Consider the following 22,414-nt stretch of genomic DNA (forward strand, 5'->3'; position numbering starts at 1 on the left):
TCCTCAAATAAAAACCTTGATTGGCCCCGGGCCTTTCAAGGTTTTTTTATTTATTTCAGCTGCCGGGAAAGTAAATATGCAGATAAAAAATATCTTCTTCTGTATGAAAGGAAACAGTCCCGCCATATTGATCCGCAATATGGCGCATGCTTTTAATACCAAAGCCATGGCGGTTTTTATCCTTCTTGCCGGTTTGCGGCAATTGATCCTTGACGATAAAATCTCCGTTAAAATAGTTGGTTACGTGAATTCCGATTACGCCGTGTTCTTTGCCGATAGATATGGAGATCATACGTTTGTTATCGTTTTGGACGAGCTGAACAGCTTCCAGGGCATTTTCAATAGCGTTATTCAAGAGGGAATACAGATGGGTGGATGAGATAAAAGACAAGCATTGGCCATCCGCCATGCAGCTCATGCGTATTCCGTTTTTTTCACAGAAAAGCTGCTTTTTATAAAGAATTACATCCAGAATATCGCTGCCCGTTTTGACGGTTGTATCGTATACCTCAATGGCTTCCTTTAAAGCTTCCAGCTCCTGAAGGGTGAGCTTATAGCTGATGCTCGACAACTGCTGGCGGAGGTCGTGGGACTTCATATTAATGACCTCAATTTCGCTCCGCATACTGTCAAACTGCTTTTTTTCCGAATACAGCAGCTCGTCCATGATTAATAAATCCTGCTTGAGCCTGCTGGTCTCCAGGATTCGCGTCCGTAACAATAAGGTCAACAGGGCATACAGAATGGCGAAGGTCCGGATGATAAAATCGAGAACCGCATTCTCCCCTTCAAAGGAACGGCTGACTGAGCTGAGAATCATCGTTACTACAATAAAAATGAGGGAGAAGGTAATGATTAGCTGCTTATTGGCCCGGTCGTGCTCATACACTCTTTTCCGGCGGAAAAGAAGAGCAAGCAAAGCGCAAAAAAAGAAATGAATCAAATAGTAGAGCGGCCAGTCCCGGTATGGCACCATAGTCTCAAAGAGAGAGAGGGTTTCATACGGATTTTTGTGTAAGAGTATAATCAATATTTCATATAAACGGCCTACTATGACCTGAATGGCTACCGCACCGCAAAGGCAGAGTAATAATTCAGAAAAGGTTTCCTTGTAAAGCAAATATAACGCTGAAAGAGCGAACAGATACATAAAGATATTCGTCATACCGGCGAAAAACTGCGGGAAATGCGTGTTGATTACAGACATTAGAAAAATAACGGGAACAGCAAACGGAGTCATTATACTTAATTTCATTTCAAAACGGTTTCTTTTCTGAAAAGGGAGCGTTAGCAGAAAGACGCAAAAGAAAAATTCAACTGAAATCGCTGAGCGAATAGTGAATTGTTTAGAGTAGATGCCCAATAGATTATCGATGATCCCGCTCATTGATCCTTATCTCTTACATATTCCATCAGTTTTTTAACAAAAGCCTTTTTCCGGGGCTGGCTAATCCGCAGGGCATCGCCGTCAAGGATAACGGTATAGCCCTGTATTTTTTGCACATAGGCCAAATTAACAAGATAGCAGTTGTTGCATCTGAAGAAATCATATTCCTCCAGCTTTTTCTCAATCGACGAAATGGTTGCATACTGCCGGAATACACCATCTGCCGTATGGTAGATTACATGATGTCCTTCTGTTTCAACGTAGCGGATACTCCTGGGTGATACCTTAAGAATGCCCTCGTCGGTTGAGATAAGAATATCATTCCGCGGTACCTCGTTGATTCTCCGTATGGCGCGTGACATTTTAAGGGCGAAATCGAAATATTCGACCGGCTTTACGATATAATCAAGCGCTTCCACTTCATAGCCCAGAATAGCGTATTGCGTAAGATTCGTGATGAAGATAATAATGACGCCTTTATCAAGTGCTCTGATGCTGCGGGCAGCATCCATTCCGTTCATATAAGGTAATTGAATATCCATGAATATGATATCAAAATTTGCGGTGTAGTTTTCTAACAGTGCAACAGCTTGCGGAAAATGCACGATGCTGAAAGAAAGCCCTTTTTCGGTGCCGTAATTGTCCAAGTGGCTTTCCAGCAGACGGGCTTGATCCAGATCATCTTCCACAATGGCAATTTTAATAATCATAGTTCACCTCTTCATTTAATACAGGTCCATTTTCACTATAGAAAGCGAATTCATTTTTGTCAATGAAGCGCCCTGCGCTTCTCACAGACTACAAAAAAACAGCGCAAACTAAAAGCGGTGAGCTGAATGATCTGTTATTTCATTAGATTATGCTACGAATCACATGGATCAAATCTTTTTAAATACAATGAGTGTACGCTTACGGAAGCGTATACAAAACCTTGCCAGGGGGATAAGAAAATGACTAAAAAGACAGTTAAAAGAGTAAGCACGGCAATCTTGACAATAGCGCTGGCGACAGGGCTAGCAGCATGCGGTAATTCTTCAAATGAGGCAGGCAGCGGCGGAGGACAGCCGTCAGCGGTATATGCTTCGACAACAAACGTAGCCTTTTCCAGTGCTTACCCGGAATATACCTTCAAGCAGGCCATCTTCGGTGTACAAAGCATTGAGACCTTTGCAGACAACACCTATGTCCTGACAAGCACGGATACCTTCTATTCCGGACATTTGCTGTTTAATGACGATGGTAAATATGATGTTGTTCCAAGAGGAGCAAGCATTATCAAGTACTACGGCACTTTAACTTCAACCGATGCTGACGGACTGGTTACCCTTGAGCTGTCCAAACCAACAGCAGTTATAACGAACAGCTCTTATTCGGCCGGTACCAACCCGATTGGTTATGTGAATACGAGCGATTGGACCGATGAGATGGGAACTGCAGTGGGCGGTGAGGGTCCGGCTCTGTCTGCTGAAGAATATCTGGAATCGGTGTCCTTCCCGGAAACCTCAATCATTGTTGACGCAGCAAATGACAGCTTCGATTATGTAGTGTTGACTGGTGACGAAGCAGCATCCAAATAAGCCAATCAGGGATTGTGCAGGGAGGTAACACATTGAGAAGACAATCGAATTTGTGGCGCGGGATGACATCTGTTTTTGCTTTTCTATTATCTTTTAGCCTGCTGATGACTCAGCTTCTGCTCAGCTGGAGCGGACAGGTCAACGTCTTCCTGAATGTCACAGCACCGGTAATCGAAGCGGATGCCAGCACGATGCAATATAAGAGTGATTATGAGCTGTCAGATGAAGGCCTGAAGCAAATGCTGGCAGACTCTGATAAGCATGATGTGCAGACGATGGAAGAGGGCACAGTGCTGTTGAAGAATGAGCAGGCGGTTCTGCCGCTGAGCTCAGAAGAACGCAGCGTCACCTTGTTTGGCCGGGCAACCGCCGATCCTGTGTACAGCGGGAATGCCGGGGGGCCGGGGATGGATGAGGCGCGGCAGGTCAATCTGTACAGCGCTTTGCAGGAAGCGGGCTTCAAGATTAATGACAAGCTGTTTGACGCTTATAAAAGCAGCGAGGTTGCCCGAGTGAAGGCAGCGCCCGACTGGTTTATTGGTGAGGTTGAAAAAAGCTTCTACACAAGCGAGCTGCAAGCCACCTATCAAGGGGATTACAATGATGCAGCTATTGTGATGCTGGCCCGCGATGGCGGCGAGGGTAAAGACTTAGCCACTTCCGACAGAGACGGAATCTCTTATCTGGCACTGCATGATTCTGAGAAGGATCTGCTCAATATGATTAAGGACAGCGGTAAATTTGCCAAAACAATCGTCCTGATCAACAGCGCCTATGCGATGGAGCTTGGCTGGATAGAAGAAGAGGAATACGGTGTGGATGCCGCGCTGTGGATCGGTAATCCGGGCTTAAAGGGCTTCACCGGTGTAGCCAATGTCTTGACAGGGGCAGCCGATCCTTCCGGCAGAATGGTTGATACCTATGCAGCTAATTCCTTGTCTTCACCAGCGGTAAGCAATGCCGGTGATTTCAAATATGCCAACGATGACGGTCATTACATTGTTGAAGCTGAAGGCATCTACCAGGGATATAAATACTATGAAACACGGTATCAGGATACTGTTCTCGGGCTGAATAATGCTGACAGCAGTGCAGGCGCCTTTGTGAATAAGGATAGCTGGAGCTACGCGGATGAGATGGTATACACCTTCGGTTATGGCAGCTCGTACGCCAATTTCACCCAGGAATTAACAAGCCTGAATTGGGACAGACAAGCGAAAACCGTTACTGCAACAGTAAAAGTAACAAATGAAGGGTACCCGGAAGGCTCAGCTTACACAGGGAAATCCAAGTCTGTAGTCCAGCTGTACGCTCAGCTTCCTTATGAAAAAGGGCAGGCCGAGAAATCAGCCATTCAGCTGATCGGCTTCGGCAAAACCGGCGAGCTTGCTGCCGGTGAATCAGAAGAAGTCACAGTCACCGTTGATGAATACCTGTTCGCAACGTATGACGTTAACGCTGAGAATGGTGCCGACCCGGCCAAGAAGGGCAGCTATGTCTACGATCCGGGTGATTATTACTTTGCCATCGGAAATGACAGCCATGATGCGCTCAATAACGTTTTAGCTAAGAAAGAGGGCGCAAAGGTTCAAGGCAAGCTGCTTGCTGCTGACGGTTCCAAAGTAAAGGGCAAGCCGGAAAATGCGGCAGCTGTTGCATTAGAGTCGTTGGACAACACAACCTACGCCAAGTCTCAATATGCGGATGAGGTAGTTTCGAATCAATTTGATAACGTCGATATTAACTATTTTGCAGAAAATACAATAACGTATCTGACCCGCAGCGACTGGAACACTTATCCGCAGCCATATAAGGATATTGTGGCAACGGATGAGCTCAAAGCGGTTATGTACGACCAGAAATATCAAAAGCCGGCGGACGCGCCTGCTTATGACAGCTTTACACAAGGTGCAAAGGTTACACTCAAGCTCCTCGATATGAAGGATGTCCCGTTTGAGGATGATGAGACCTGGAACAAGTTCCTGGATCAGCTGACCGTCAGTGAGTTAAGTGCAACGATTGGTGAGAATTTCGGCCAGCCGGCTGTAAAGTCCATCAATAAACCGGCCAATAAAAATACGGACGGTCCATCCGGCTCCCAATCGAACTATTTGTATGGCGGCAACCAGCCGGCCACATTCCATGTGGTTCAGGTTGTGGCAGCATCAACCTGGAGCCATGAGCTGATCGCAGAACGCGGCAAATTTATTGCCGAGGATTGCCTGTTCAGCGGTACTTCACAGCTCTGGTCGCCAGGGGGAAACTTACACCGCTCTCCTTTCAGCGGACGCAACTTTGAATACTATTCGGAGGACAGCATTCTGAGTTATCTGCTGGCGGCTAAACAAACCGAAGCGATGCAGGCTAAGGGTTTAACGGCTGCTATCAAGCATTTTGTAGCAAATGACCAGGAAACGAACAGACAAGAGCTGTCTACGTTTATGCATGAGCAGGCTTACCGCCAGGGGCCTTTGAAGGGCTTTGAGGGTGCCTTTACAAAAGGCGGAGCGCTTGGAACAATGATGTCCTTCTCGCGAATCGGCGGACAGCTGGCTTATAGCGATAGTGCCACATTAAAACAAGTTCTAAGAAATGAATGGGGCTTTAAAGGTGTGACCATTACGGATTCTGTCAAGGGTAACCCGAATATTCCAACGGTTGAATCCCTGATTGCAGGCACGGATACCTTTAATGCCGACACCGGCCGGGCCAGCGAAATTCTTAAGTATCTGGCCAGTAAAAAGGACGGCTATGTGCTGCAGGAATTAAGACGCGCCAATAAGCATTTCTATTATTCACTGGCCAAGTCCAGCCTGCTTAACGGTCTGACCGATGATACCGAAGTTGAAGGGTTCACCCCGTGGTGGGAAACCTTCCTGAAGGTTACTAATTACGTTCTTATCGCATTAACGGCGCTCAGTGCCATTTTGTTCATCAGAAGCGGTCTAAGACGCAATACAAAGGGGGGGAAATAAAATGGTCTTATTCAAAGACAGAACGCTGGGCTTCTGGATCGGGTTTCTTGCATCCTGCCTGATGCTTGCCGGAAATATTGCCTTTATCCTGTTTGATTACGGCGACCGGACCTTTTCCTTTATTACCTTTGGCCTGATTATCGCCGGCTTCCTGGGAGAATTGGTGGTGTGGACGAAAAACTATTATTTTGCTCCTCTATTACCTGCAGTCTGCTTTGGCGTAGCGCTGTCATGGCATCTTTATTTAGGCTTTCCGACATTATCGGATGTTGTGAATGGCGTTAATTTTATTGGAGGAAATCCGCAGGCAGTCATTATTTTTGGCATTATTTTTGCTGCTGGTACCATTGCTTCGATCCTCTCAAGCTTCATGAAGCAATCCAGAACGGAACGATTAATCTTTACCGTTACCACTTCAAAATGAATAGATGGAGATAAGTAGATGAGAAAAATCAGTATCTGTGATGGATGGAGTTTTGTAGAGAACATTACCAATGCATTTATTAACTTCACAGAGGAGGGGACAGCCGTAAGGCTGCCCCATACCTCGAAGGAAGTGCCTGTTCATTATATGGAGGAAAGTGCCTGCCAGATGATCTGCGGTTACAGACGTCATCTGAATGTACCTGAGCTATGGAAGGGCCGACGCCTGTTTCTCCAGTTTGACGGTGCTGCCCATGTAGCAGAAATATTTGTGAACGGCGAGAAATTAATGACTCATTACGGTGGCTATACTGCATTTCGGATAGAGATAACAGATAAGGTGCTGTACGGGGAAGAGAACCGAATTGTAGTCCGGCTGAATACGCGTGAGGATGCGAACGTGCCGCCGTTTGGCCATGTTATTGATTATATGACCTATGGCGGAATGTACCGTGAAGCATGGCTGCTGCTTGCAGATCAAAGCTATGTTGAAGATGTGTTTGTCCAGACACCGGATATGAAGCAGGCCCTGATCGATATCACGATCAGCCGTCCTGATACAAGCCATACGCTGGAGTTAAGCATATTGGACCAGCAGCAGACGGTAGTGGGCCAAAAGAGCCTGAATGCCCTTGGAACAGTAATTGATAAATGCAGTATCCCTGTGGATAACACTCAGGCGTGGAGTCCCGAAACGCCATATCTGTATACTCTGATAGCCGCTCTGAGAAATCAGCAGGGGGAGATCATTGACGAGTACACCGTGTCCTTTGGTTTCCGCCAGGCAGTGTTTCGCGGCGACGGGTTCTATCTGAATGGCCGGAAGTATAAGATCCGCGGGGTTAACCGCCATCAGAGCTATGCTCATGTGGGATATGCGATGCCAGCATCTATGCAAATTGAGGATGCCCGGATTCTGAAAGAAGAGCTGCATGTCAACGCGGTCCGCACCTCTCACTATCCCCAGTCTCAGCACTTTCTGGATGCCTGTGACCGCATGGGACTGCTTGTCTTCACCGAAACGCCAGGCTGGCAGCATATCAAGAACGATGATGAATGGAAGCGGATCGTCTGTGAAAATGTCGGGGAAATGATCATGCAGTACCGCAATCATCCGTCTATTATTCTCTGGGGCGTACGGGTGAATGAGTCCCAGGACGATGATGCACTGTACACCAGAACAAATGAAATTGCCCGCCGTCTGGATCAGAGCCGACAGTCCAGCGGCGTCCGGTTCCTCTGGAGAAGCAGTCTGCTGGAGGATGTATATGCCTTCAACGACTTCTCTCATACAGGCAAGAATAGCGGACTGCTGCCAAGATGGCTGATTTCGCCCAATAAGAATAAGGGTTATCTGATTGCCGAGTTCAATGGCCATATGTTCCCGACCAAATCAACAGATACGCCTACCCACCGGTTGTCCCATGCGATCCGTCATGCCAACGTACTGAATGAAGTGTATAAAAAAGAGGATATCGCAGGTGCCTTTGGCTGGTGCATGTTCGATTACCAGACACATGGCGACTTTGGCTCAGGCGACCGTATCTGTTACCACGGCATCATGGATATCTACCGTAATCCTAAGCTTGCTTCAAAGGTCTATGCGAGCTTCTCGGAAGAAGCTCCGGTTCTTGAGGTCGGCTCAGATATGCATATCGGCGATTATCCCGGAGGTTCTGTTGGTGAAAATTATATTTTCACGAATGCGGACTCAGTACGCCTGTATAAAAATGAGCGGATGATCCGGGAATTTATGCCGGTCAACAAAAAGTACCGTCATCTGCCGCACCCTCCTATTGAATTCTACGACACAGTAGGAAATGTAATTGAGGAGGGCGAGAACTATTCGCACAAAAAAGCTGAGGCCATCAAAGAATGCCTGCTGGCCATTCAGCGCTTCGGTACCGCCCTGCCGCCAAAATACATTTTTAAAGCGATGTGGGTCATGCTGCGGCACCTTGTATCTCCAGTAACCTTTTACCGCCTGTTCTTTAAATATATTGAGAATTGGGGCGTGTCTGCTCCGGTATACCGCTTTGAGGCGGTCAAAAATGGTAAGGTTGTTGCTGAGATTACTAAAGCGTCTAACGCCAGCCTTCACCTGGAAACTACAATCAGCGGCACCAGCCTGACTGAAGCAGAGACTTTTGATGTTGCATCAGTCCGCATCCGGGTGGCCGATATTAACAACAACAATGCCACATACTCTCATCTGCCTGTATTCCTGAAAGCAGAAGGGAACATTGAAATCATTGGTCCTGACTGTGTTACAGCAGAGGGAGGCATGTGCGGAACCTATATCAAGTCAACCGGCGCAGCCGGCAACGGCACCTTAACCATCTCAACCCATCAGACAGAGCCGGTGGTCCTGCGCTTTAGTGTAAATGTAGAAGGACGTGGCAGCGATGAGCAGAATTAAAGCGTTCTGGAATAATTACAGTCTTAAACACCCGAAAATTGCCCAGTTTATCATGTTTTTTCTGCTCAGCAACGGGATTACAGTATTTCAGATGATTCTGATGCCGGTGTTAAAAGCTGCTTTTAGCGGTACGGCACTTGAAGCCCACAATTTTCAAATTTTTCCGGTGGGTAACAATACTGACGGATCGCCCTACTACATCTTTAACTATCCTTTAGGGTCCATTTCTTCCGGCGGCGGGGGCGGGCTGGCCTACTTTATTGCCGTTCAGCTGACGCTCGGGATTGCCCAGGTTATTAATTTCTTTGCCCAGCGCAATATCACCTTCCGTTCAAAAGGGAACATTTACAAAGCGGCTGTCTGGTATCTGATCGCCTACATTATGATTACCCTTTGTGCCGGGGCGCTTCAGGGCTGGTATAAGGACCCGATCTACCAATTCTTTATTGACAGGTTTGGAAAAACAGGTGAAACAGCTGCTGACCTGATTACGATGCTCATCAATGCGGCTATTTCGTTCTGGGTCTACTTCCCGATCCTGAAAATTATTTTCAGAGAAGATAAAAAGCAGATTTCAGCTTAAAAAAGAATAAAAAGAGGTTAGTGTGAATGAAACTATTGTCTTTCATAATCCCCTGCTATAATTCGCAGGATTACTTGGACCGTTGTATCAGCAGCCTGCTTGTTGAGGGAGAAGAAATTGAAATCTTGATCATCAATGATGGGTCCAGTGATCAGACTGGAAGGATTGCCGAGGACTATGAGGCAAAGTATCCATTGATGGTAAAAGTGGTGCATCAGCAAAATTTGGGGCATGGCGGTGCGGTGAATACAGGAATCAGCCATGCTTCCGGTTTTTTTGTAAAGGTAGTAGACAGTGATGACTGGGTGGACAGAAAGGCGTATCAGAAAATACTGGCGACGCTGAAGAAATTAATTACCGAAGACGCGCCAGTGGATATGGTAGTCAGCAATTTTGTCTATGAGAAGCAGGGGAAAAAGCACCGGAAGGTCATGAAGTACGGCAAAAACTTTCCGGAGGAACGGATTTTTACCTGGGACGATATTCAGAGCTTCCGTAAAGGTCAGTATATTCTGATGCACTCAATCATCTACCGGACGAATCTGCTGAAGGAATGCCAGTTCAGGCTACCGGAGCATACCTTTTATGTAGACAATCTGTTTGTGTTCAAGCCGCTGGAAAAAGTGGAACGGATCTATTATGTGAATACGGATTTTTACCGGTATTTTATCGGCAGAGAGGATCAGTCCGTCAATGAGAAGGTCATGATCGCCAGAATCGATCAGCAGCTGAAAGTGAATAAACTGATGATCGACGGATTGAACCTGGAAGAGATTGCAAGCCCGAAGCTGCGCCAGTATATGCTGAACTACCTTGAAATTATCACTGTCGTTTCCACCATACTCTTAATTCGTTCTAAGCAGGAAGAGAATTTGAAGAAGAAAAAAGAGCTGTGGAGGTACATCAAAGATAAAGATTTGGAATTATATAATACGATTCGGTATGGCGTAATGGGAAGATTAATGAACATACCGGGTTATCTGGGCCGCAGTATAACGGTATCTGCCTATAAGGTTTCACAGAAAATTGTGGGATTTAATTGAGAGTAAGGTGCCCTATATGAAATACGATTATCTGGTGGTAGGCTCCGGGTTGTTTGGCAGTATTTTTGCTTATGAAGCAGCCCGGCGGGGGAAGCTCGTAAAGGTGATTGACAAGCGGAATCATATCGGCGGCAATATTTATACCGAGAGCATTGAGGGTATACAGGTGCATAAATATGGAGCCCATATTTTCCACACGAACAGTAAGGAGATCTGGGACTACATTAATCAATTCGCTGATTTTAACCGCTATACCAACAGCCCGATCGCCAATTACAAAGGTGAAATTTATAATCTGCCGTTTAATATGAATACCTTTTACCAGCTGTGGGGAACGGTTACGCCTGCTGAGGCGATGGCCAAAATTGCGCAACAGACAGCGGCTGCGGGGATCGAAAAGCCGGGAAATCTGGAGGAGCAGGCCATTTCGCTGGTAGGAAAGGATCTGTATGAAAAGCTGGTGAAGGGCTACAGTGAAAAGCAGTGGGGGCGTAAAGCGTCCGAGCTGCCTTCCTTCATTATAAAACGCCTCCCGGTCCGGTTCACCTATGATAACAACTACTTCAATGACACCTATCAGGGAATTCCTGTCGGCGGCTACACCCCAATCATTGAAAAGCTGCTGTCGGGCAAATCCATTCGGGTAGAGCAGAGTCAGGACTTTTTTGCGGACAAAGAGATGTATATAAAAGAGTACCCGAGGATTGTTTACACAGGTATGATCGACCAGTTTTTCGACTACAAATTTGGTGAACTGGAATACCGGAGCTTGAGCTTCGAGTCCGCTGTGCTGGATCAGCCAAACTATCAGGGAAATGCAGTTGTAAATTATACCGATGCCGAGACCCCGTTTACCCGGATTATTGAGCATAAGCATTTTGAATTCGGGACTCAGCCCAAGACCGTTATTACAAAGGAATATCCAAAGGCATGGAGCAGAGGGGATGAGCCCTACTATCCATTGAATGACGGCAGCAATAATGAAAAATACAGAAGGTACCGTGAACTGGCGGAGCAAATGCCTAATGTGCTGCTGGGAGGACGCTTAGGGCTGTACAGATATTTTGATATGCATCAGGTGATCGCTGAGGCGTTAAGTGTGGTCAAGCGGGAGTTTGGATGAGGAGAGGGGCGTAATGCCCCTCTTTGGTGTTTCACCAGCTCTAAGGCAGCATGCTAACCTTCTGCGCGATCATTTTAGTCATGGCGTGCTTATGCGGAATGCCGGATGAATTGCAGTCGAAGACGACTTCTGTGCTATCCTTAATCAGCCAGTCATGATAATGCGCGAGCAATTCGCCGGAGTGCCATTTGTAGGAGTTGGATTCTTTTTCGGGCGGAGGGGCAATGAACGGCTTATTAACAAACACATTAAGGACATGCAGGCCGCCTTCATTGGTATAGTGCTTGTAATGATCAAAGATTTCTTTGCGGTAATCCGGTTTGATGTAGTTAAGCACGCCGCTTGAGAAGATGATGTCATAGTGAGCATTCAAACGGTAGTCCTGGATATCTGCTTTAAACACATTTACGTGTACACCGTTCTTTTCAGCTAGCCGCCTGGTCTTCTCGATACCCGCATCTGAAATATCCAGGGCGCTCACCTCATACCCGTTCCGGGCCATGAAGACGGCGTCCTTTCCTTCCCCGCAGCCTAAATCCAGCACTTTCAAATGTCTGGTGGGAGGCATAAGCTGCAGCACCTGATAACATACCTTGTTGGGCTCAGTTCCCCAGTAATATTCCTGTGTTTTGTAAACATCCTCATAGATCGAAATCGGCCGGTCCTGCGATGCATAACCCAGCAGCTTATCGATGCTTACCTGTAAGGTTGCCGACAGCTGGGGCAGCAGCGAAATGTCCGGCATGGACTGGGCATTTTCCCATTTGGACACGGCCTGAAAAGACAGACCGAGAATTTGGGCAAGCTCCTCCTGTGTAAGTCCCTTTTCCTTGCGGTACAGGCTTATGTTTCTGGCTAATTTATCCTTCATGATTCCGTATCCACGCTCCTTTTCTGTGTAGTCCAATTTTATTGGAGATTTATGGAACGGACAATAACCTGTTGTTTGATTATTTCGGGTAGTTCAACTGATGGTTGAGTGCAGCCCGGATTGTTCAGATTGTGCTATCAGTTGAGAAGAATCGTTCTACACGAAACGGCAGCTTCAGTGATAAAATTATTTACTGTAGTGTGAAAATTTACTAATCCTAAAAGAGCTGGAGGGAAGTTGAATGGATCACAAGGATTTCAGCAGCTTTAATTGGCTTAACGAAAGCAGCATCCGGTATGAGAATGAAGAAGTGATATTATACGCTCCGAAGGATAGTGATTTCTTTTGCAACAATGGAACGGTATCTGAAGAAGGAATTACGCCGAGCTCGCTTACCAATGCCCCGTTTTTTTACACAGAGGTTTCCGGTGATTTTGTGATGCGGGTGAAGGTAAGCCATGATTTCCGGGATGTTTACGATTCTGCTTCGGTAATGGTCATGAAGGATCTTGGGGTATGGGCCAAGCTATGCTTTGAATTGACAGATTTCGATACCCATGCCGTTGTAAGTGTGGTGACGAATCCGTTATCAGACGACGCAAATGGCAGCAATATTGACGGGGATTCAGTATGGCTTCAGATTACCCGTGTCGGCCAGGGCTTTGCTTTTCATTATTCATTAGACGGTGACCAGTTCTACATGGTGAGATTCTTCAATTTACCGGTGGAGGAGACGGTGAAGGTGGGCTTCGTTCCGCAGGCTCCCACTGGCAGCGGCGGTGACAGAAGCTACTCTGGCTTCTCATTAGAAAAGAAAACGGTGAAGAATATTAGAGCAGGTGTGTAGCTTTATCCGAAAATAAAACCCGCTGGCGGCATCGAAAGGAGCCGGGCGGGTTTTTTCATGCTAATTATAAAAAGACCAGCCGTTAAAGGATTACGCAGGAAATCCCCCGCTTTACGTAGAATGAAAACGGTAGACAAACAGCCAAGAGACAGCAGCAGAGGAAATTGCGGGAGGACCTATCAGCATGCTCCCGGATAAAATGGAGGCTATTATGTTTCAGGTAACAGAAGCAACAGGATGCCCTTTTGACAGAACCTATCTATTGAAGGAAGAACGCCGGTTCGATATCCGTGATTTCGGGGCGGGGACGGACCATTCACCTGTGGTGAATACCTCAGCAATTAATAATGCCATTCTGGCTGCATCGTTAGAAGGCGGAACTGTAGTTGTACCTGAAGGCAGCTTCAGAGTGTATACGATCCGTCTGCAGAGCGGCGTGAATCTGTACTTGTCCGCAGGCAGTGTCCTTTCCGCAGCCAGAACGGATATTACCCGGTCCTATGAGCTGCAGCTTGGAGAGGGCGGTAATTATGATGAGCCTGAGGTCAATCTGTATGTGGGCCTGCAGGATCACGGGCATACGTATTTTGCGAACAGTCTGATGTATGGAGCGGATATCCGTGATGTGATGATCTACGGTCCCGGTCTGCTGGATGGAAGCTCGCTGAATGATAAAGGGGAGCTGGAGCAGATCCTGATGGGTGGCGACCCGCATGAGCCAATCCGCCGTAACGGGCCGGGGCATCAGGGGGAATGGTTCGGGAACAAGGCGATTGCACTGGTGCGGTGCGAGAATATAGCCTTTTGCGACTTTTCGATTCTGGCCGGCGGCCATTTTGCGATTATTACGACTTGTGTGAAAAATATGTATGTGGAGCACATTCTGGTCGATACGAACCGCGATGCGTTTGATGTGGACTGCTGTGAGAATGTGACGATTGTGCATTCTACTTTTAATTCCCTGACCGATGATGCCATTGTGTTAAAAGCCTCCTACGGAGGCGGAATATTCATGCCGCTGCGTAACGTGCTGATTGAAGACTGCATCGTCAGCGGCTATGACATAGGCTCCGTATATGCGAAAACGTATACACAGGATAAGCTGATCGCCACGGACCGCTGCGGCCCTACCGCCCGGGTCAAGCTGGGAACGGAGTCAACCTGCGGGTATGACCTTGTTACGGTGCGCCGTGTCCAGTTTAAAAGATCCAGAGGCTTTGCGCTCGAGGCTGTGGACGGGGCGGACCTGAGCAATATTATTTTTGAGGATTCGACTATGGAGGATGTAAGCAGCTCGCCGATATTCATTAAGGCAGGAGACCGCGGACGATTCCCTGTTACGGGGAACAGCACCGGAGAGGACTTTATTCCGGCCGGGGATGCGGCACCTAATGTCAGACTGGATCAGAGTCACTGGGTGCTGCCGGCCAAGGAGCCATACCAGGTGTATCCGGCAAGGCGCTATCTTCCGTCTTATAATAGAACACATAACGTTTCTGCGGACGGCTCCTCCTATTTTAATATTGTAGACCCTGAGCAGCCTCTCCGGCTGAATCCGGCCAATGTCCATGAAGAGAATGGCAGATGGTATGCTGTCTGCTACGATGAGCTGACGAAGAAATATGTTCCGGATTACAGTAAAGAGCTGCAGGAAGGCGAGCTTCCGCTGTATGCCAATGCGAACGGCAGCGAGCATATTGCTTATGTTCACGACATTATCATCCGGAATATTACGGTCAAAAATGCCGATCCCCGCTATCCGATTGAGCTGATGGGCCTGATGGGCAGCCGGATTAAGAATGTGTCCATTACCAACGTCAAGGTGGAATACCGCGGCGGTCTGAGCCTGGAGCATGCGGTGGAGCAGCGCCAGCTGAACACGAACTGGGAATATGCCCAGTATGGCGGACAGAAGCGCAGTGTGCAGTCGCTGCCGTGGCTGGTGAACACCTTTTTCCTGAAAAATGAAGGACTGCTCCCCCGCGCAGAATGGAATCCGGAAGCCGGAACGTGGAAGGACGCGCCGTTTAATGTACCGGAGCTGCCGGAGGTTTATCCTGAGCCAAGCAACTGGGGGATTTTGCCGGCCTACGGGCTGTATGCACGACACGTGGACAATCTGTATCTGGACGGGATCGAGCTTCGCTTCCTGACAGAAGATACCCGGTATCCCATTGTGCTCGATGATGTTGTGCAGGGTTCGCTCCGGAATATCCGCGTTGACCGTGCCGACGGAGTTGAAGATGTTGTCCTGGTGAGTAACCGGTGCAAACGCCCGGCAGGACTGGAATATGTAACGGACTATCCTTATGAGCAGACCGCAGTAGAGGATGTAACCATAGACAGTGAACTGTCTGTCAAAAGGGTGGCAGTCAATGCGCCTGCTCCGGGGACGCCGAAGGACCGGCTGTATCCGTATGAAACGGTAGCTATCCCGGATAATGGCTATAGCCTCCCGGTTGAGACCGGAGCGTATCCTTTGCCGCAGACGGTATTCCGGCCGTTCTTCGCTTTTGTTGCAGAGCAGAGTATCCGGGCTGGTGAACAGCTGTCCTTCCCTGTTATAGCCAGACAGCCGGCATATGAGGTATCTGCTCATGAAACGGACGGCAGGATCTATAATGAAACCCGGTCCGATAAGGACCCTGGGGTACAGGGGATTGCGGAGCCGATGATTTTGACAGCAGGGAAATTACCGGAGGGGGCTTGCTTTGATACAGCCGCTTTTGTTCCGGGACAGGCCTGTACGTTCAGCTGGACGCCTGCTGCTGATGCGGTACGTAATGAGCCTTATATAATAGAATTCATTGCTGATGACGGGATTATTCCGGTTAAGCTGGAAGTCAGCATTAAGGTAACAGGATGAGCCGGATGATTGGGTATATTAAGGGACTAGATCCCAAACGGCTAATTATTATGATTATCGGCAATATATTTTTGGGGATGGGCATCAGTATTTTTAAGCTGTCCGGTATGGGGAATGATCCGTTTAGCGGCATGGTAATGGCCCTGGCAGACCTCAGCTTTATCAGCTATGCTAATTTTCTTATTTTACTAAACGTAGTGCTGTTCGTAGTTGAATGGATTACCGGAAGGAAGTTTATCGGAGCCGGGACGTTTGTTAATGCCATCTTTCTGGGGTATATCGCCACCTTCTTTTATGATATTTGGATCGGGGTGCTGGGTGAGCCCCAGCAGTTCTGGTATAAGGTGATCACAGTAGCAATCGGCGTGGTGGTCTGCAGCTTTGGAGTATCGCTGTATCAGTCCTCGGATGTGGGGGTAGCCCCGTATGATGCGCTGTCTCTAATTATGAAGATTAGAGCGCCAAGGATTTCGTATTTCTGGCACCGGATGTTTACCGACGCGCTTTGTGCGCTGATCTGCTTCCTGGCAGGCGGCATTGTCGGCCTTGGAACGCTGGTGTCCGCATTTGGCCTGGGACCGATTATTCATTTCTTTGATGTGCATTTTACGAACAAGCTGCTTGGCAAAAAGAGTACCAAAGCAAACGGCGGCCCCGTTTCGCTCTAGAGGCTGCTGAACGGTAATTGTGCTGAACAAAAACAAGGTATCCCGGATTCCGCTGGCTGATGCGGAATGGGATACCTTGTTTAATGTGTGTGGTAAACCCCAATACCCCTATACGCCGACTGAATTTGGTTAGCCCGTACCTGAGTAAAGGGGGGAATCCAGCCAACTGAGCTGAAAACGCCCTGTCCGGGTTAAAGCAAAGGAAAAAATCCCACCAACGCCGCGGAAAGTTGGCGGAATGTAAGAATGAGAGGCAAAAGTGCCTTTGAATCCGCCAAGAAGAAGCAGGCGGAATGAGCAGAAGAGAGGCAAAAGCGAAAGTGCCTTTGATTCCGTCCAAAAGTGGGCGGAATGAGCGAATGAAAGGCAAAAATGCCTCTGATTCCGCTAAAAGTAGGCGGAATGAGAAAATCAAAGGCAAAAGTGACTCTCATTCCACCAAAAGTGGGCGGAATGGACAAATAAAAGGCAAAAATGCCTTTGATTCCGCCGAAAGTGGGCAGAATGAGAAAATCAAAGGCAAAAGTGCCTCTGATTCCGCCGAAAGTGGGCGGAATGAGAAAATCAAAGGCAAAAGTGCCTCTCATTCCGCCAAAAGTGGGCGGAATGGACAAATAAAAGGCAAAAATGCCTTTGATTCCGCCGAAAGTGGGCAGAATGAGAAAATCAAAGGCAAAAGTGCCTCTGAATCCGCCGAAAGTGGGCGGAGTGAGCGAATGAAGGGCAAAAGTGCCTCTGATTCCGCCGAAAGTAGGCGAAATGGACGAAATAAAGGGAAAAATCCCTCTAAATGGTCCGAAGTTGCCCCGCCGGACCGCGATAAAGGGAAAAATCCCTCTAAATGGTCCGAAGTTGCCCCGCCCGGGCCGCGATAAAGGGAAAAATCCCTCTAAATGGTCCGAAGTTGCCCCGCCCGGGCCGCGATAAAAGGAAAAATCCCTCTAAATGGTCCAAAGTTGCCCGCCCGGACCGCAATAGAGGGAAAAATCCCTGCTGCTTAGTCCCTGCGCTCCTCTTTGTCCTCATGATCCGGGGCAATCCCGGGAGCGGTTACCTCGTGGTCGTTACCCAGCACTGCGCCGACGATTTCGTCGAGCTTACCTGCTGCTCCTGTATCGCTATCCGCCTTGGAATCCGGCTCTGGGATCGGGTGTACACCCGGTTTGCGCCCGTCCAGCGGGGCTTCCTTGTTGTCCTTCATGGGATAATCTCCTTTCTATGTGCAGACTCTAGCTTAGGATGTGTCGCCAAAAGCCGTTCTATGTAACGATAACCGCCAACGGACATGGTGAACCACACTGCTGCTGTCCTTTGCCCAAACGCTCTCCGTCTGGTGAACCACACTGCTGCTGTCCTTTGCCCAAACGCTCTCCGTCTGGTGAACCACACTGCTGCTGTCCTTTGCCCAAACGCTCTCCGTCTGGTGAACCACACTGCTGCTGTCCTTTGCCCAAACGCTCTCCGTCTGGTGAACCACACTGCTGCTGTCCTTTGCCCAAACGCTCTCCGTCTGGTGAACCACACTGCTGCTGTCCTTTGCCCAAACGCTCTCTGCCTAGTGAACCACACTGCTGCTGTCCTTTGCCCAAACGCTCTCCGTCTGGTGAACCACACTGCTGCTGCCCTTTGCCCAAACGCCCGCTGCCATTTGCTAATGTTGTGATAAATATTATAGACTGGTTTCTGTGAGCTTTTTTTGTAAAAGGTAAATTAATTCAGAAACGGGGAAGTTTGATGAATGTAAGAAGACAACCGAAATCCAATAAGCTAAAGGTTTTTTCAAAGGCATTATTAGTAGCCATCGGGGCTATGATCGCTGCGTATGGTCTGGAAGCTGTGTTAATTCCCAATAATGTCTCTGACGGAGGCGTGACAGGTCTAAGTATCGTAGGCTCGCAATTATTCGGAGTTCCGCTGGGGCTGCTGATTGCGGTTATTAATATTCCTTTTGTGTGGCTCGGTTATAAGCAGATTGGTAAAAGCTTTGCCCTTTATTCCATTCTAGGTATAGCTTCCTTAGCGGTCGGCACCGTCCTTATGCATCACGTACCGACAATCATTCAGGGGGATACCCTGCTGGTTACAGTGGTCGGCGGGATTATCATCGGTTTCGGGATGGGTCTTGCTTTGCGTAACGGCGGGGCGCTGGACGGGATTGATATGCTGGCTGTGCTGCTGTCGCGGAAGCTGCCTTTTGGTACGAGTGACCTGATCCTGTTCCTGAACACCTTTGTGTTCATTGTCGTGTCAACCGTGTTTGGTCTGCAGGGGGCGATCCTGTCGGCGCTAGCTTATTTCATTGCTTCAAAAGTTATACATATCGTAGAGGAAGGTCTGAGCGGCTCCAAAACGTTCAAAATCATCACCAACCAGCCTGAAGTCATGGTCGAAACCATCCGCGACCGGCTGGGCCGGGGAGCAACCTATACTGATGCATACGGCGGCTACTCCAACGAGCAGTTCAAAGAAATTACCTGTGTCATCAACCGTCTGGAAGAAAGCAAGATTAAAGATATCATCCATGAAATTGACCCGGGTGCTTTTGTCGTAGTGTACGACGTGGCTGAGGTTAAGGGCGGTAACTTTAAAAAGAAAGACATTCACTAATCACCCTATGACGCGCCCTGCGGAAGGCTCACCTTTCTTCCCGGGCGCGTCATTTATTTAGAATAATGCTATAATCTGCATAATCACTTGAAACCGTATCAGGAGGGTCCGCATGGATATTGTTAATATTGCTTTGATTGGGGCCACGGGAAGATTTTCTGCAGACATTCTTAACGAGATAGAACATAGTAAAGGCTTCCTGCTCAGTAATGCCGTAACAAGAGAAGGGAATCAGCATGTTGGGCGCAGTGTTTCTCTGATCTCTGAGTATAAGAAAACAAATGTCGTGATTTCCGATAACTTCAATAAGGTGAATGAAGCGGATGTCATCATCGATGTTACGATGAGAGATGCCTTTATGAATAGCAATTCCGGCCATTATAAAAAACTAAAAAAACCGCTGGTGATTGCCACCACTGCATTCACAGATGAGGATTTGAACGACATTCAAGAGCTGAGTCATTCTTTTCCTATATTGATGGCGGCTAATTTCAGTGTGGACATATACATATTTATTGAGAAAATCAGAGAAATTGTGAAGCGGGGAGGTATTGTTAAGGCCGAGATTGTAGAAAAGCATCATAAATACAAGCTGGATGCGCCGAGCGGAACAGCACTGAAAATTGACGAGATCATACGCGAAGCTGATGAAAAGACAGAGATTGAAATATCGAGCATAAGAGAAGGCGATATTATCGGAGAACATTATGTTACGCTCTATAATGCCTTAGGTGAAACCATTCAACTGTCACATCAATTGGAATCCCGCAGAGATTTGACTAAGGGTATTCTGATGGCGGCTGCATTCATTGCAACCCAGCCCAATGGACTCTATACAGTAGAGGATTTAATGACGAATGTGTTGAGTAACGGTAAATAAATTTTTGACAAACAGACAGATGTGGGCTATTATTTGTTTGAATGTCAGTCAGTACTGACAGTCAAACAAGCCGGGAACGGCAGGTTTATTTTATAGAAAAGAGGCCCTGCAATGCAGACAAACAGCAGCATTCCCGCCAATAACGGTGAGCGGCTAATGCGTATTCTTGTATTTACTCTGATCATCTCCGTGATGAACGGAACGATGTTTAATGTGGTGCTTCCGGTGATCAGCAAGCAATTTCTGCTGTCGCCGTCGCAGGTAAGCTGGATGGTATCGGGCTATCTGATCGTGTACGCAATCGGCACGGTGACCTTCGGCAAGCTGACGGACAAATACAGCCTGAAAAATCTGCTGACGTTCGGCCTGATCTTTTTAGCAGCCGGTTCTCTATTCGGAATCGTGTCCACTGAGTACTGGATGATGATTGTGGCCCGTCTGCTCCAGGCGGTCGGGGCATCCGTCATTCCGGCGCTGGCGATGATTATTCCGATCCGTTATTTTTCACCGGAAAAGCGCGGGCGCGCCCTTGGCACTTCAGCCATCGGGGTAGCACTCGGGTCGGCACTTGGCCCGATTATTGCCGGGTTTGTGTCTACGGTGTGGAGCTGGCAGGTGCTTTTCGTTATTCCGCTGCTTGCCCTATTCACGTTACCGTTTTACCGTAAATACCTGGACGATGAGAAGGGGAGCGATAGCAGAATCGATTTTATCGGTGGCGTTCTTCTGGCAGGAACTGTAGCTGCCTTACTGCTTGCATTAACGAATGGAGGCGTAGGATACGCTGTCAGCGGGATCATACTGCTGTTGCTTTTCATTCTGCGTATCCGCTATGCGGCGCATCCGTTCATTGATCCGGTTGTTTTCCGGAACAAGGCTTATACCTCCGGTCTGGCTATTGCCTTTGTTTTGACTGCGATCAGCTTCAGCACACCGTTCATTACGCCCCAGCTTCTGGCACAGCTAAACCAGCTGTCACCGGCTGTAATCGGATTGATCATGCTGCCCTCGGCGCTTATTACGGCATATATGGGGCGCAAAGGGGGCAGGCTGGCTGATGAAAAAGGGAATTCCTTTCTTTTAACTGCAGCAGCCGCTCTGCTTATCTTTGGCTTCCTCTGCCTGTCTACGGTTGCGGGCATGCCGCCTGTTTTTATTGCCGTATCCCTTATCTTTACGGTGCTGGGCCAATCCTTTATGCAGATCGCCTTATCAAACACCATTTCCCGCACCTTGTCCAAGGATCAGATAGGGATCGGGATGGGCCTGTTTTCCATGTTAAACTTTATTGCAGCAGCGGTATCCACGGCAACGATAGGCAAAATTCTCGATTTCGGCACAACGACCATCAGGTTTAATCCGATTCCCCGTGACAGCGCTGCATTTGTATACAGCAACATTTTTTTAACACTGGCTTTGCTGGTGGCAATCATGGCTTCTTTATATTTTGTTCAATTTGGGCGCAGATCTGACAAGGACACAGCTGAACGGCCGGAAACTGCCAGACTATAATCATGAGGTGGAAATAATGAGTGAAGGAAGCAACGCTGTTAAAAATACCGGTGATAAGCTGCTGCTGGCTGCGATTGATCTGATGGCAAGCAAGGGCTATAAGGGAGTAACAGCCCAGGAGATTGCCGCTGCCGCCGGGTTGAGCGAAAAGACGCTGTTCCGCCATTTCGGAAGTAAGCAAAACCTGCTGGAGACAGCCTTTGACCGGTTTCATTATGCGGAGGAAATGACGAGGCTGTTTAATGAAAAGCTGGTGTGGGAGCTGGAGACAGACCTGCTGCTGATCAGCCGGACCTATCATGAGATCATGAACCGCAACCGTAAAATGATCATGATCAGTGTAAAAGAGGCAGATCATCTGCCGGGCTTTCGTGAGCGCACGATCAGGCACCCGAAGCAATTCATTGAAATTCTGACCCGTTATTTTAAGGAGATGACTGCTCAGGGTAAGCTGATCGAGACTAACGCGGAGCTGCAGGCTTATTCCTTCATCTCTATGAATTATGGGGTATTCCTTAACAATCTGGCAGGCGGTGAACAATTTCCTGGCCTGACACTGGAGGATTTCATCACGGAGAGTGTGGGGACGTTTACGAGGGGATTGACGCGGTAGGCTTATTGTTAAGCAAGCAT

20 protein-coding genes are annotated in these 22,414 nt (G+C 48.0%); 15 read left to right on the top strand and 5 right to left on the bottom strand.

What is annotated here, in order from left to right; genetic code table 11:
• Positions 1 to 55: 55 nt before the first annotated feature.
• The gene (locus R70723_RS31940; RefSeq protein WP_179088014.1) at positions 56 to 1,255 is read right to left on the bottom strand and encodes a sensor histidine kinase; all 1,200 of its coding nucleotides are present in this window, start codon (positions 1,253 to 1,255) and stop codon (positions 56 to 58) included.
• A gap of 128 nt (positions 1,256 to 1,383) precedes the next feature.
• A complete protein-coding gene (locus R70723_RS07400; protein WP_039870991.1) occupies positions 1,384 to 2,097 on the bottom strand; it encodes a LytR/AlgR family response regulator transcription factor in 714 nt (237 codons plus the stop codon).
• Between the two features lie 240 nt (positions 2,098 to 2,337).
• On the opposite strand from R70723_RS07400, the gene R70723_RS07405 reads away from it, so the two are divergent.
• From R70723_RS07405 to glf, 7 genes are read left to right on the top strand one after another with little or no spacing between them, the layout of a single operon-like run.
• Entirely contained in the window at positions 2,338 to 2,964 is a 627-nt protein-coding gene (locus tag R70723_RS07405) for a hypothetical protein (protein ID WP_039870994.1), read from the top strand.
• 32 nt (positions 2,965 to 2,996) lie between these two features.
• The gene (locus tag R70723_RS07410) at positions 2,997 to 5,939 is read left to right on the top strand and encodes a glycoside hydrolase family 3 protein (RefSeq protein ID WP_144027029.1); all 2,943 of its coding nucleotides are present in this window, start codon (positions 2,997 to 2,999) and stop codon (positions 5,937 to 5,939) included.
• A 1-nt stretch (position 5,940) separates the two neighbouring features.
• Positions 5,941 to 6,363: a hypothetical protein gene (locus tag R70723_RS07415; RefSeq protein ID WP_039870996.1), complete on the top strand. Its 423-nt coding sequence runs from the start codon at positions 5,941 to 5,943 to the stop codon at positions 6,361 to 6,363.
• A gap of 18 nt (positions 6,364 to 6,381) precedes the next feature.
• A complete protein-coding gene (locus tag R70723_RS07420; protein ID WP_039870997.1) occupies positions 6,382 to 8,781 on the top strand; it encodes a glycoside hydrolase family 2 protein in 2,400 nt (799 codons plus the stop codon).
• On the top strand, positions 8,768 to 9,364 hold the full coding sequence (locus R70723_RS07425; protein ID WP_039870998.1) for a hypothetical protein: 597 nt from the start codon (positions 8,768 to 8,770) through the stop codon (positions 9,362 to 9,364). The genes R70723_RS07420 and R70723_RS07425 overlap by 14 nt, the downstream gene beginning before the upstream one ends.
• A 26-nt stretch (positions 9,365 to 9,390) precedes the next feature.
• Positions 9,391 to 10,407 carry a glycosyltransferase family 2 protein gene (locus R70723_RS07430; protein ID WP_039871001.1) on the top strand — a complete coding sequence of 339 codons (1,017 nt, stop codon included), beginning with the start codon at positions 9,391 to 9,393 and terminating at the stop codon, positions 10,405 to 10,407.
• A gap of 16 nt (positions 10,408 to 10,423) precedes the next feature.
• Positions 10,424 to 11,530, top strand: coding sequence for a UDP-galactopyranose mutase (gene glf, locus R70723_RS07435; protein ID WP_039871003.1), 1,107 nt, complete (start codon positions 10,424 to 10,426; stop codon positions 11,528 to 11,530).
• A 40-nt stretch (positions 11,531 to 11,570) separates the two neighbouring features.
• On the opposite strand, the gene R70723_RS07440 is transcribed toward glf, so the two are convergent.
• Entirely contained in the window at positions 11,571 to 12,401 is an 831-nt protein-coding gene (locus tag R70723_RS07440; RefSeq protein WP_039871006.1) for a methyltransferase domain-containing protein, read from the bottom strand.
• A gap of 241 nt (positions 12,402 to 12,642) precedes the next feature.
• Between R70723_RS07440 and R70723_RS07445 the strand changes: the two genes are divergently transcribed.
• The 4 genes from R70723_RS07445 (at position 12,643) to R70723_RS07460 (ending at position 17,657) form a co-directional block, all read left to right on the top strand.
• Positions 12,643 to 13,248 (top strand): DUF1349 domain-containing protein, encoded by a 606-nt coding sequence (locus tag R70723_RS07445; RefSeq protein WP_039871008.1) that lies wholly within the window; start codon positions 12,643 to 12,645, stop codon positions 13,246 to 13,248.
• 184 nt (positions 13,249 to 13,432) lie between these two features.
• Positions 13,433 to 16,114: a glycoside hydrolase family 28 protein gene (locus tag R70723_RS31945; protein WP_052421218.1), complete on the top strand. Its 2,682-nt coding sequence runs from the start codon at positions 13,433 to 13,435 to the stop codon at positions 16,112 to 16,114.
• 5 nt (positions 16,115 to 16,119) lie between these two features.
• Entirely contained in the window at positions 16,120 to 16,782 is a 663-nt protein-coding gene (locus R70723_RS07455) for a YczE/YyaS/YitT family protein (protein ID WP_047171054.1), read from the top strand.
• A gap of 293 nt (positions 16,783 to 17,075) precedes the next feature.
• On the top strand, positions 17,076 to 17,657 hold the full coding sequence (locus R70723_RS07460) for a hypothetical protein (protein ID WP_039871010.1): 582 nt from the start codon (positions 17,076 to 17,078) through the stop codon (positions 17,655 to 17,657).
• A 122-nt stretch (positions 17,658 to 17,779) separates the two neighbouring features.
• On the opposite strand, the gene R70723_RS07465 is transcribed toward R70723_RS07460, so the two are convergent.
• Positions 17,780 to 17,983, bottom strand: a complete 204-nt coding sequence (locus R70723_RS07465; protein ID WP_039871011.1) for a hypothetical protein — start codon at positions 17,981 to 17,983, stop codon at positions 17,780 to 17,782.
• 58 nt (positions 17,984 to 18,041) lie between these two features.
• Positions 18,042 to 18,416 (bottom strand): hypothetical protein, encoded by a 375-nt coding sequence (locus R70723_RS33330; RefSeq protein ID WP_156123792.1) that lies wholly within the window; start codon positions 18,414 to 18,416, stop codon positions 18,042 to 18,044.
• A gap of 100 nt (positions 18,417 to 18,516) precedes the next feature.
• Between R70723_RS33330 and R70723_RS07470 the strand changes: the two genes are divergently transcribed.
• The 4 genes from R70723_RS07470 (at position 18,517) to R70723_RS07485 (ending at position 22,394) form a co-directional block, all read left to right on the top strand.
• Positions 18,517 to 19,389: a YitT family protein gene (locus R70723_RS07470; protein WP_039871013.1), complete on the top strand. Its 873-nt coding sequence runs from the start codon at positions 18,517 to 18,519 to the stop codon at positions 19,387 to 19,389.
• Positions 19,390 to 19,501: 112 nt separating this feature from the next.
• Positions 19,502 to 20,269: a 4-hydroxy-tetrahydrodipicolinate reductase gene (gene dapB, locus R70723_RS07475; RefSeq protein WP_039871017.1), complete on the top strand. Its 768-nt coding sequence runs from the start codon at positions 19,502 to 19,504 to the stop codon at positions 20,267 to 20,269.
• Between the two features lie 111 nt (positions 20,270 to 20,380).
• Positions 20,381 to 21,781 carry an MFS transporter gene (locus tag R70723_RS07480; protein WP_039871019.1) on the top strand — a complete coding sequence of 467 codons (1,401 nt, stop codon included), beginning with the start codon at positions 20,381 to 20,383 and terminating at the stop codon, positions 21,779 to 21,781.
• 16 nt (positions 21,782 to 21,797) lie between these two features.
• Positions 21,798 to 22,394: a TetR/AcrR family transcriptional regulator gene (locus R70723_RS07485; RefSeq protein ID WP_039871021.1), complete on the top strand. Its 597-nt coding sequence runs from the start codon at positions 21,798 to 21,800 to the stop codon at positions 22,392 to 22,394.
• Positions 22,395 to 22,414 lie beyond the last annotated feature (20 nt).

It is taken from the genome of Paenibacillus sp. FSL R7-0273 (assembly GCF_000758625.1).
Taxonomy (GTDB): domain Bacteria; phylum Bacillota; class Bacilli; order Paenibacillales; family Paenibacillaceae; genus Paenibacillus_AQ.

Coding starts and splice junctions, on each gene's coding strand:
- R70723_RS31940 (WP_179088014.1), bottom strand. CDS start 1,255: ATGAAATTAAGTATAATGACTCCGTTTGCTGTTCCCGTTATTTTTCTA.
- R70723_RS07400 (WP_039870991.1), bottom strand. CDS start 2,097: ATGATTATTAAAATTGCCATTGTGGAAGATGATCTGGATCAAGCCCGT.
- R70723_RS07405 (WP_039870994.1), top strand. CDS start 2,338: ATGACTAAAAAGACAGTTAAAAGAGTAAGCACGGCAATCTTGACAATA.
- R70723_RS07415 (WP_039870996.1), top strand. CDS start 5,941: ATGGTCTTATTCAAAGACAGAACGCTGGGCTTCTGGATCGGGTTTCTT.
- R70723_RS07420 (WP_039870997.1), top strand. CDS start 6,382: ATGAGAAAAATCAGTATCTGTGATGGATGGAGTTTTGTAGAGAACATT.
- R70723_RS07425 (WP_039870998.1), top strand. CDS start 8,768: ATGAGCAGAATTAAAGCGTTCTGGAATAATTACAGTCTTAAACACCCG.
- R70723_RS07430 (WP_039871001.1), top strand. CDS start 9,391: ATGAAACTATTGTCTTTCATAATCCCCTGCTATAATTCGCAGGATTAC.
- glf (WP_039871003.1), top strand. CDS start 10,424: ATGAAATACGATTATCTGGTGGTAGGCTCCGGGTTGTTTGGCAGTATT.
- R70723_RS07440 (WP_039871006.1), bottom strand. CDS start 12,401: ATGAAGGATAAATTAGCCAGAAACATAAGCCTGTACCGCAAGGAAAAG.
- R70723_RS07445 (WP_039871008.1), top strand. CDS start 12,643: ATGGATCACAAGGATTTCAGCAGCTTTAATTGGCTTAACGAAAGCAGC.
- R70723_RS31945 (WP_052421218.1), top strand. CDS start 13,433: ATGCTCCCGGATAAAATGGAGGCTATTATGTTTCAGGTAACAGAAGCA.
- R70723_RS07455 (WP_047171054.1), top strand. CDS start 16,120: ATGATTGGGTATATTAAGGGACTAGATCCCAAACGGCTAATTATTATG.
- R70723_RS07460 (WP_039871010.1), top strand. CDS start 17,076: ATGAGCAGAAGAGAGGCAAAAGCGAAAGTGCCTTTGATTCCGTCCAAA.
- R70723_RS07465 (WP_039871011.1), bottom strand. CDS start 17,983: ATGAAGGACAACAAGGAAGCCCCGCTGGACGGGCGCAAACCGGGTGTA.
- R70723_RS07470 (WP_039871013.1), top strand. CDS start 18,517: ATGAATGTAAGAAGACAACCGAAATCCAATAAGCTAAAGGTTTTTTCA.
- dapB (WP_039871017.1), top strand. CDS start 19,502: ATGGATATTGTTAATATTGCTTTGATTGGGGCCACGGGAAGATTTTCT.
- R70723_RS07480 (WP_039871019.1), top strand. CDS start 20,381: ATGCAGACAAACAGCAGCATTCCCGCCAATAACGGTGAGCGGCTAATG.
- R70723_RS07485 (WP_039871021.1), top strand. CDS start 21,798: ATGAGTGAAGGAAGCAACGCTGTTAAAAATACCGGTGATAAGCTGCTG.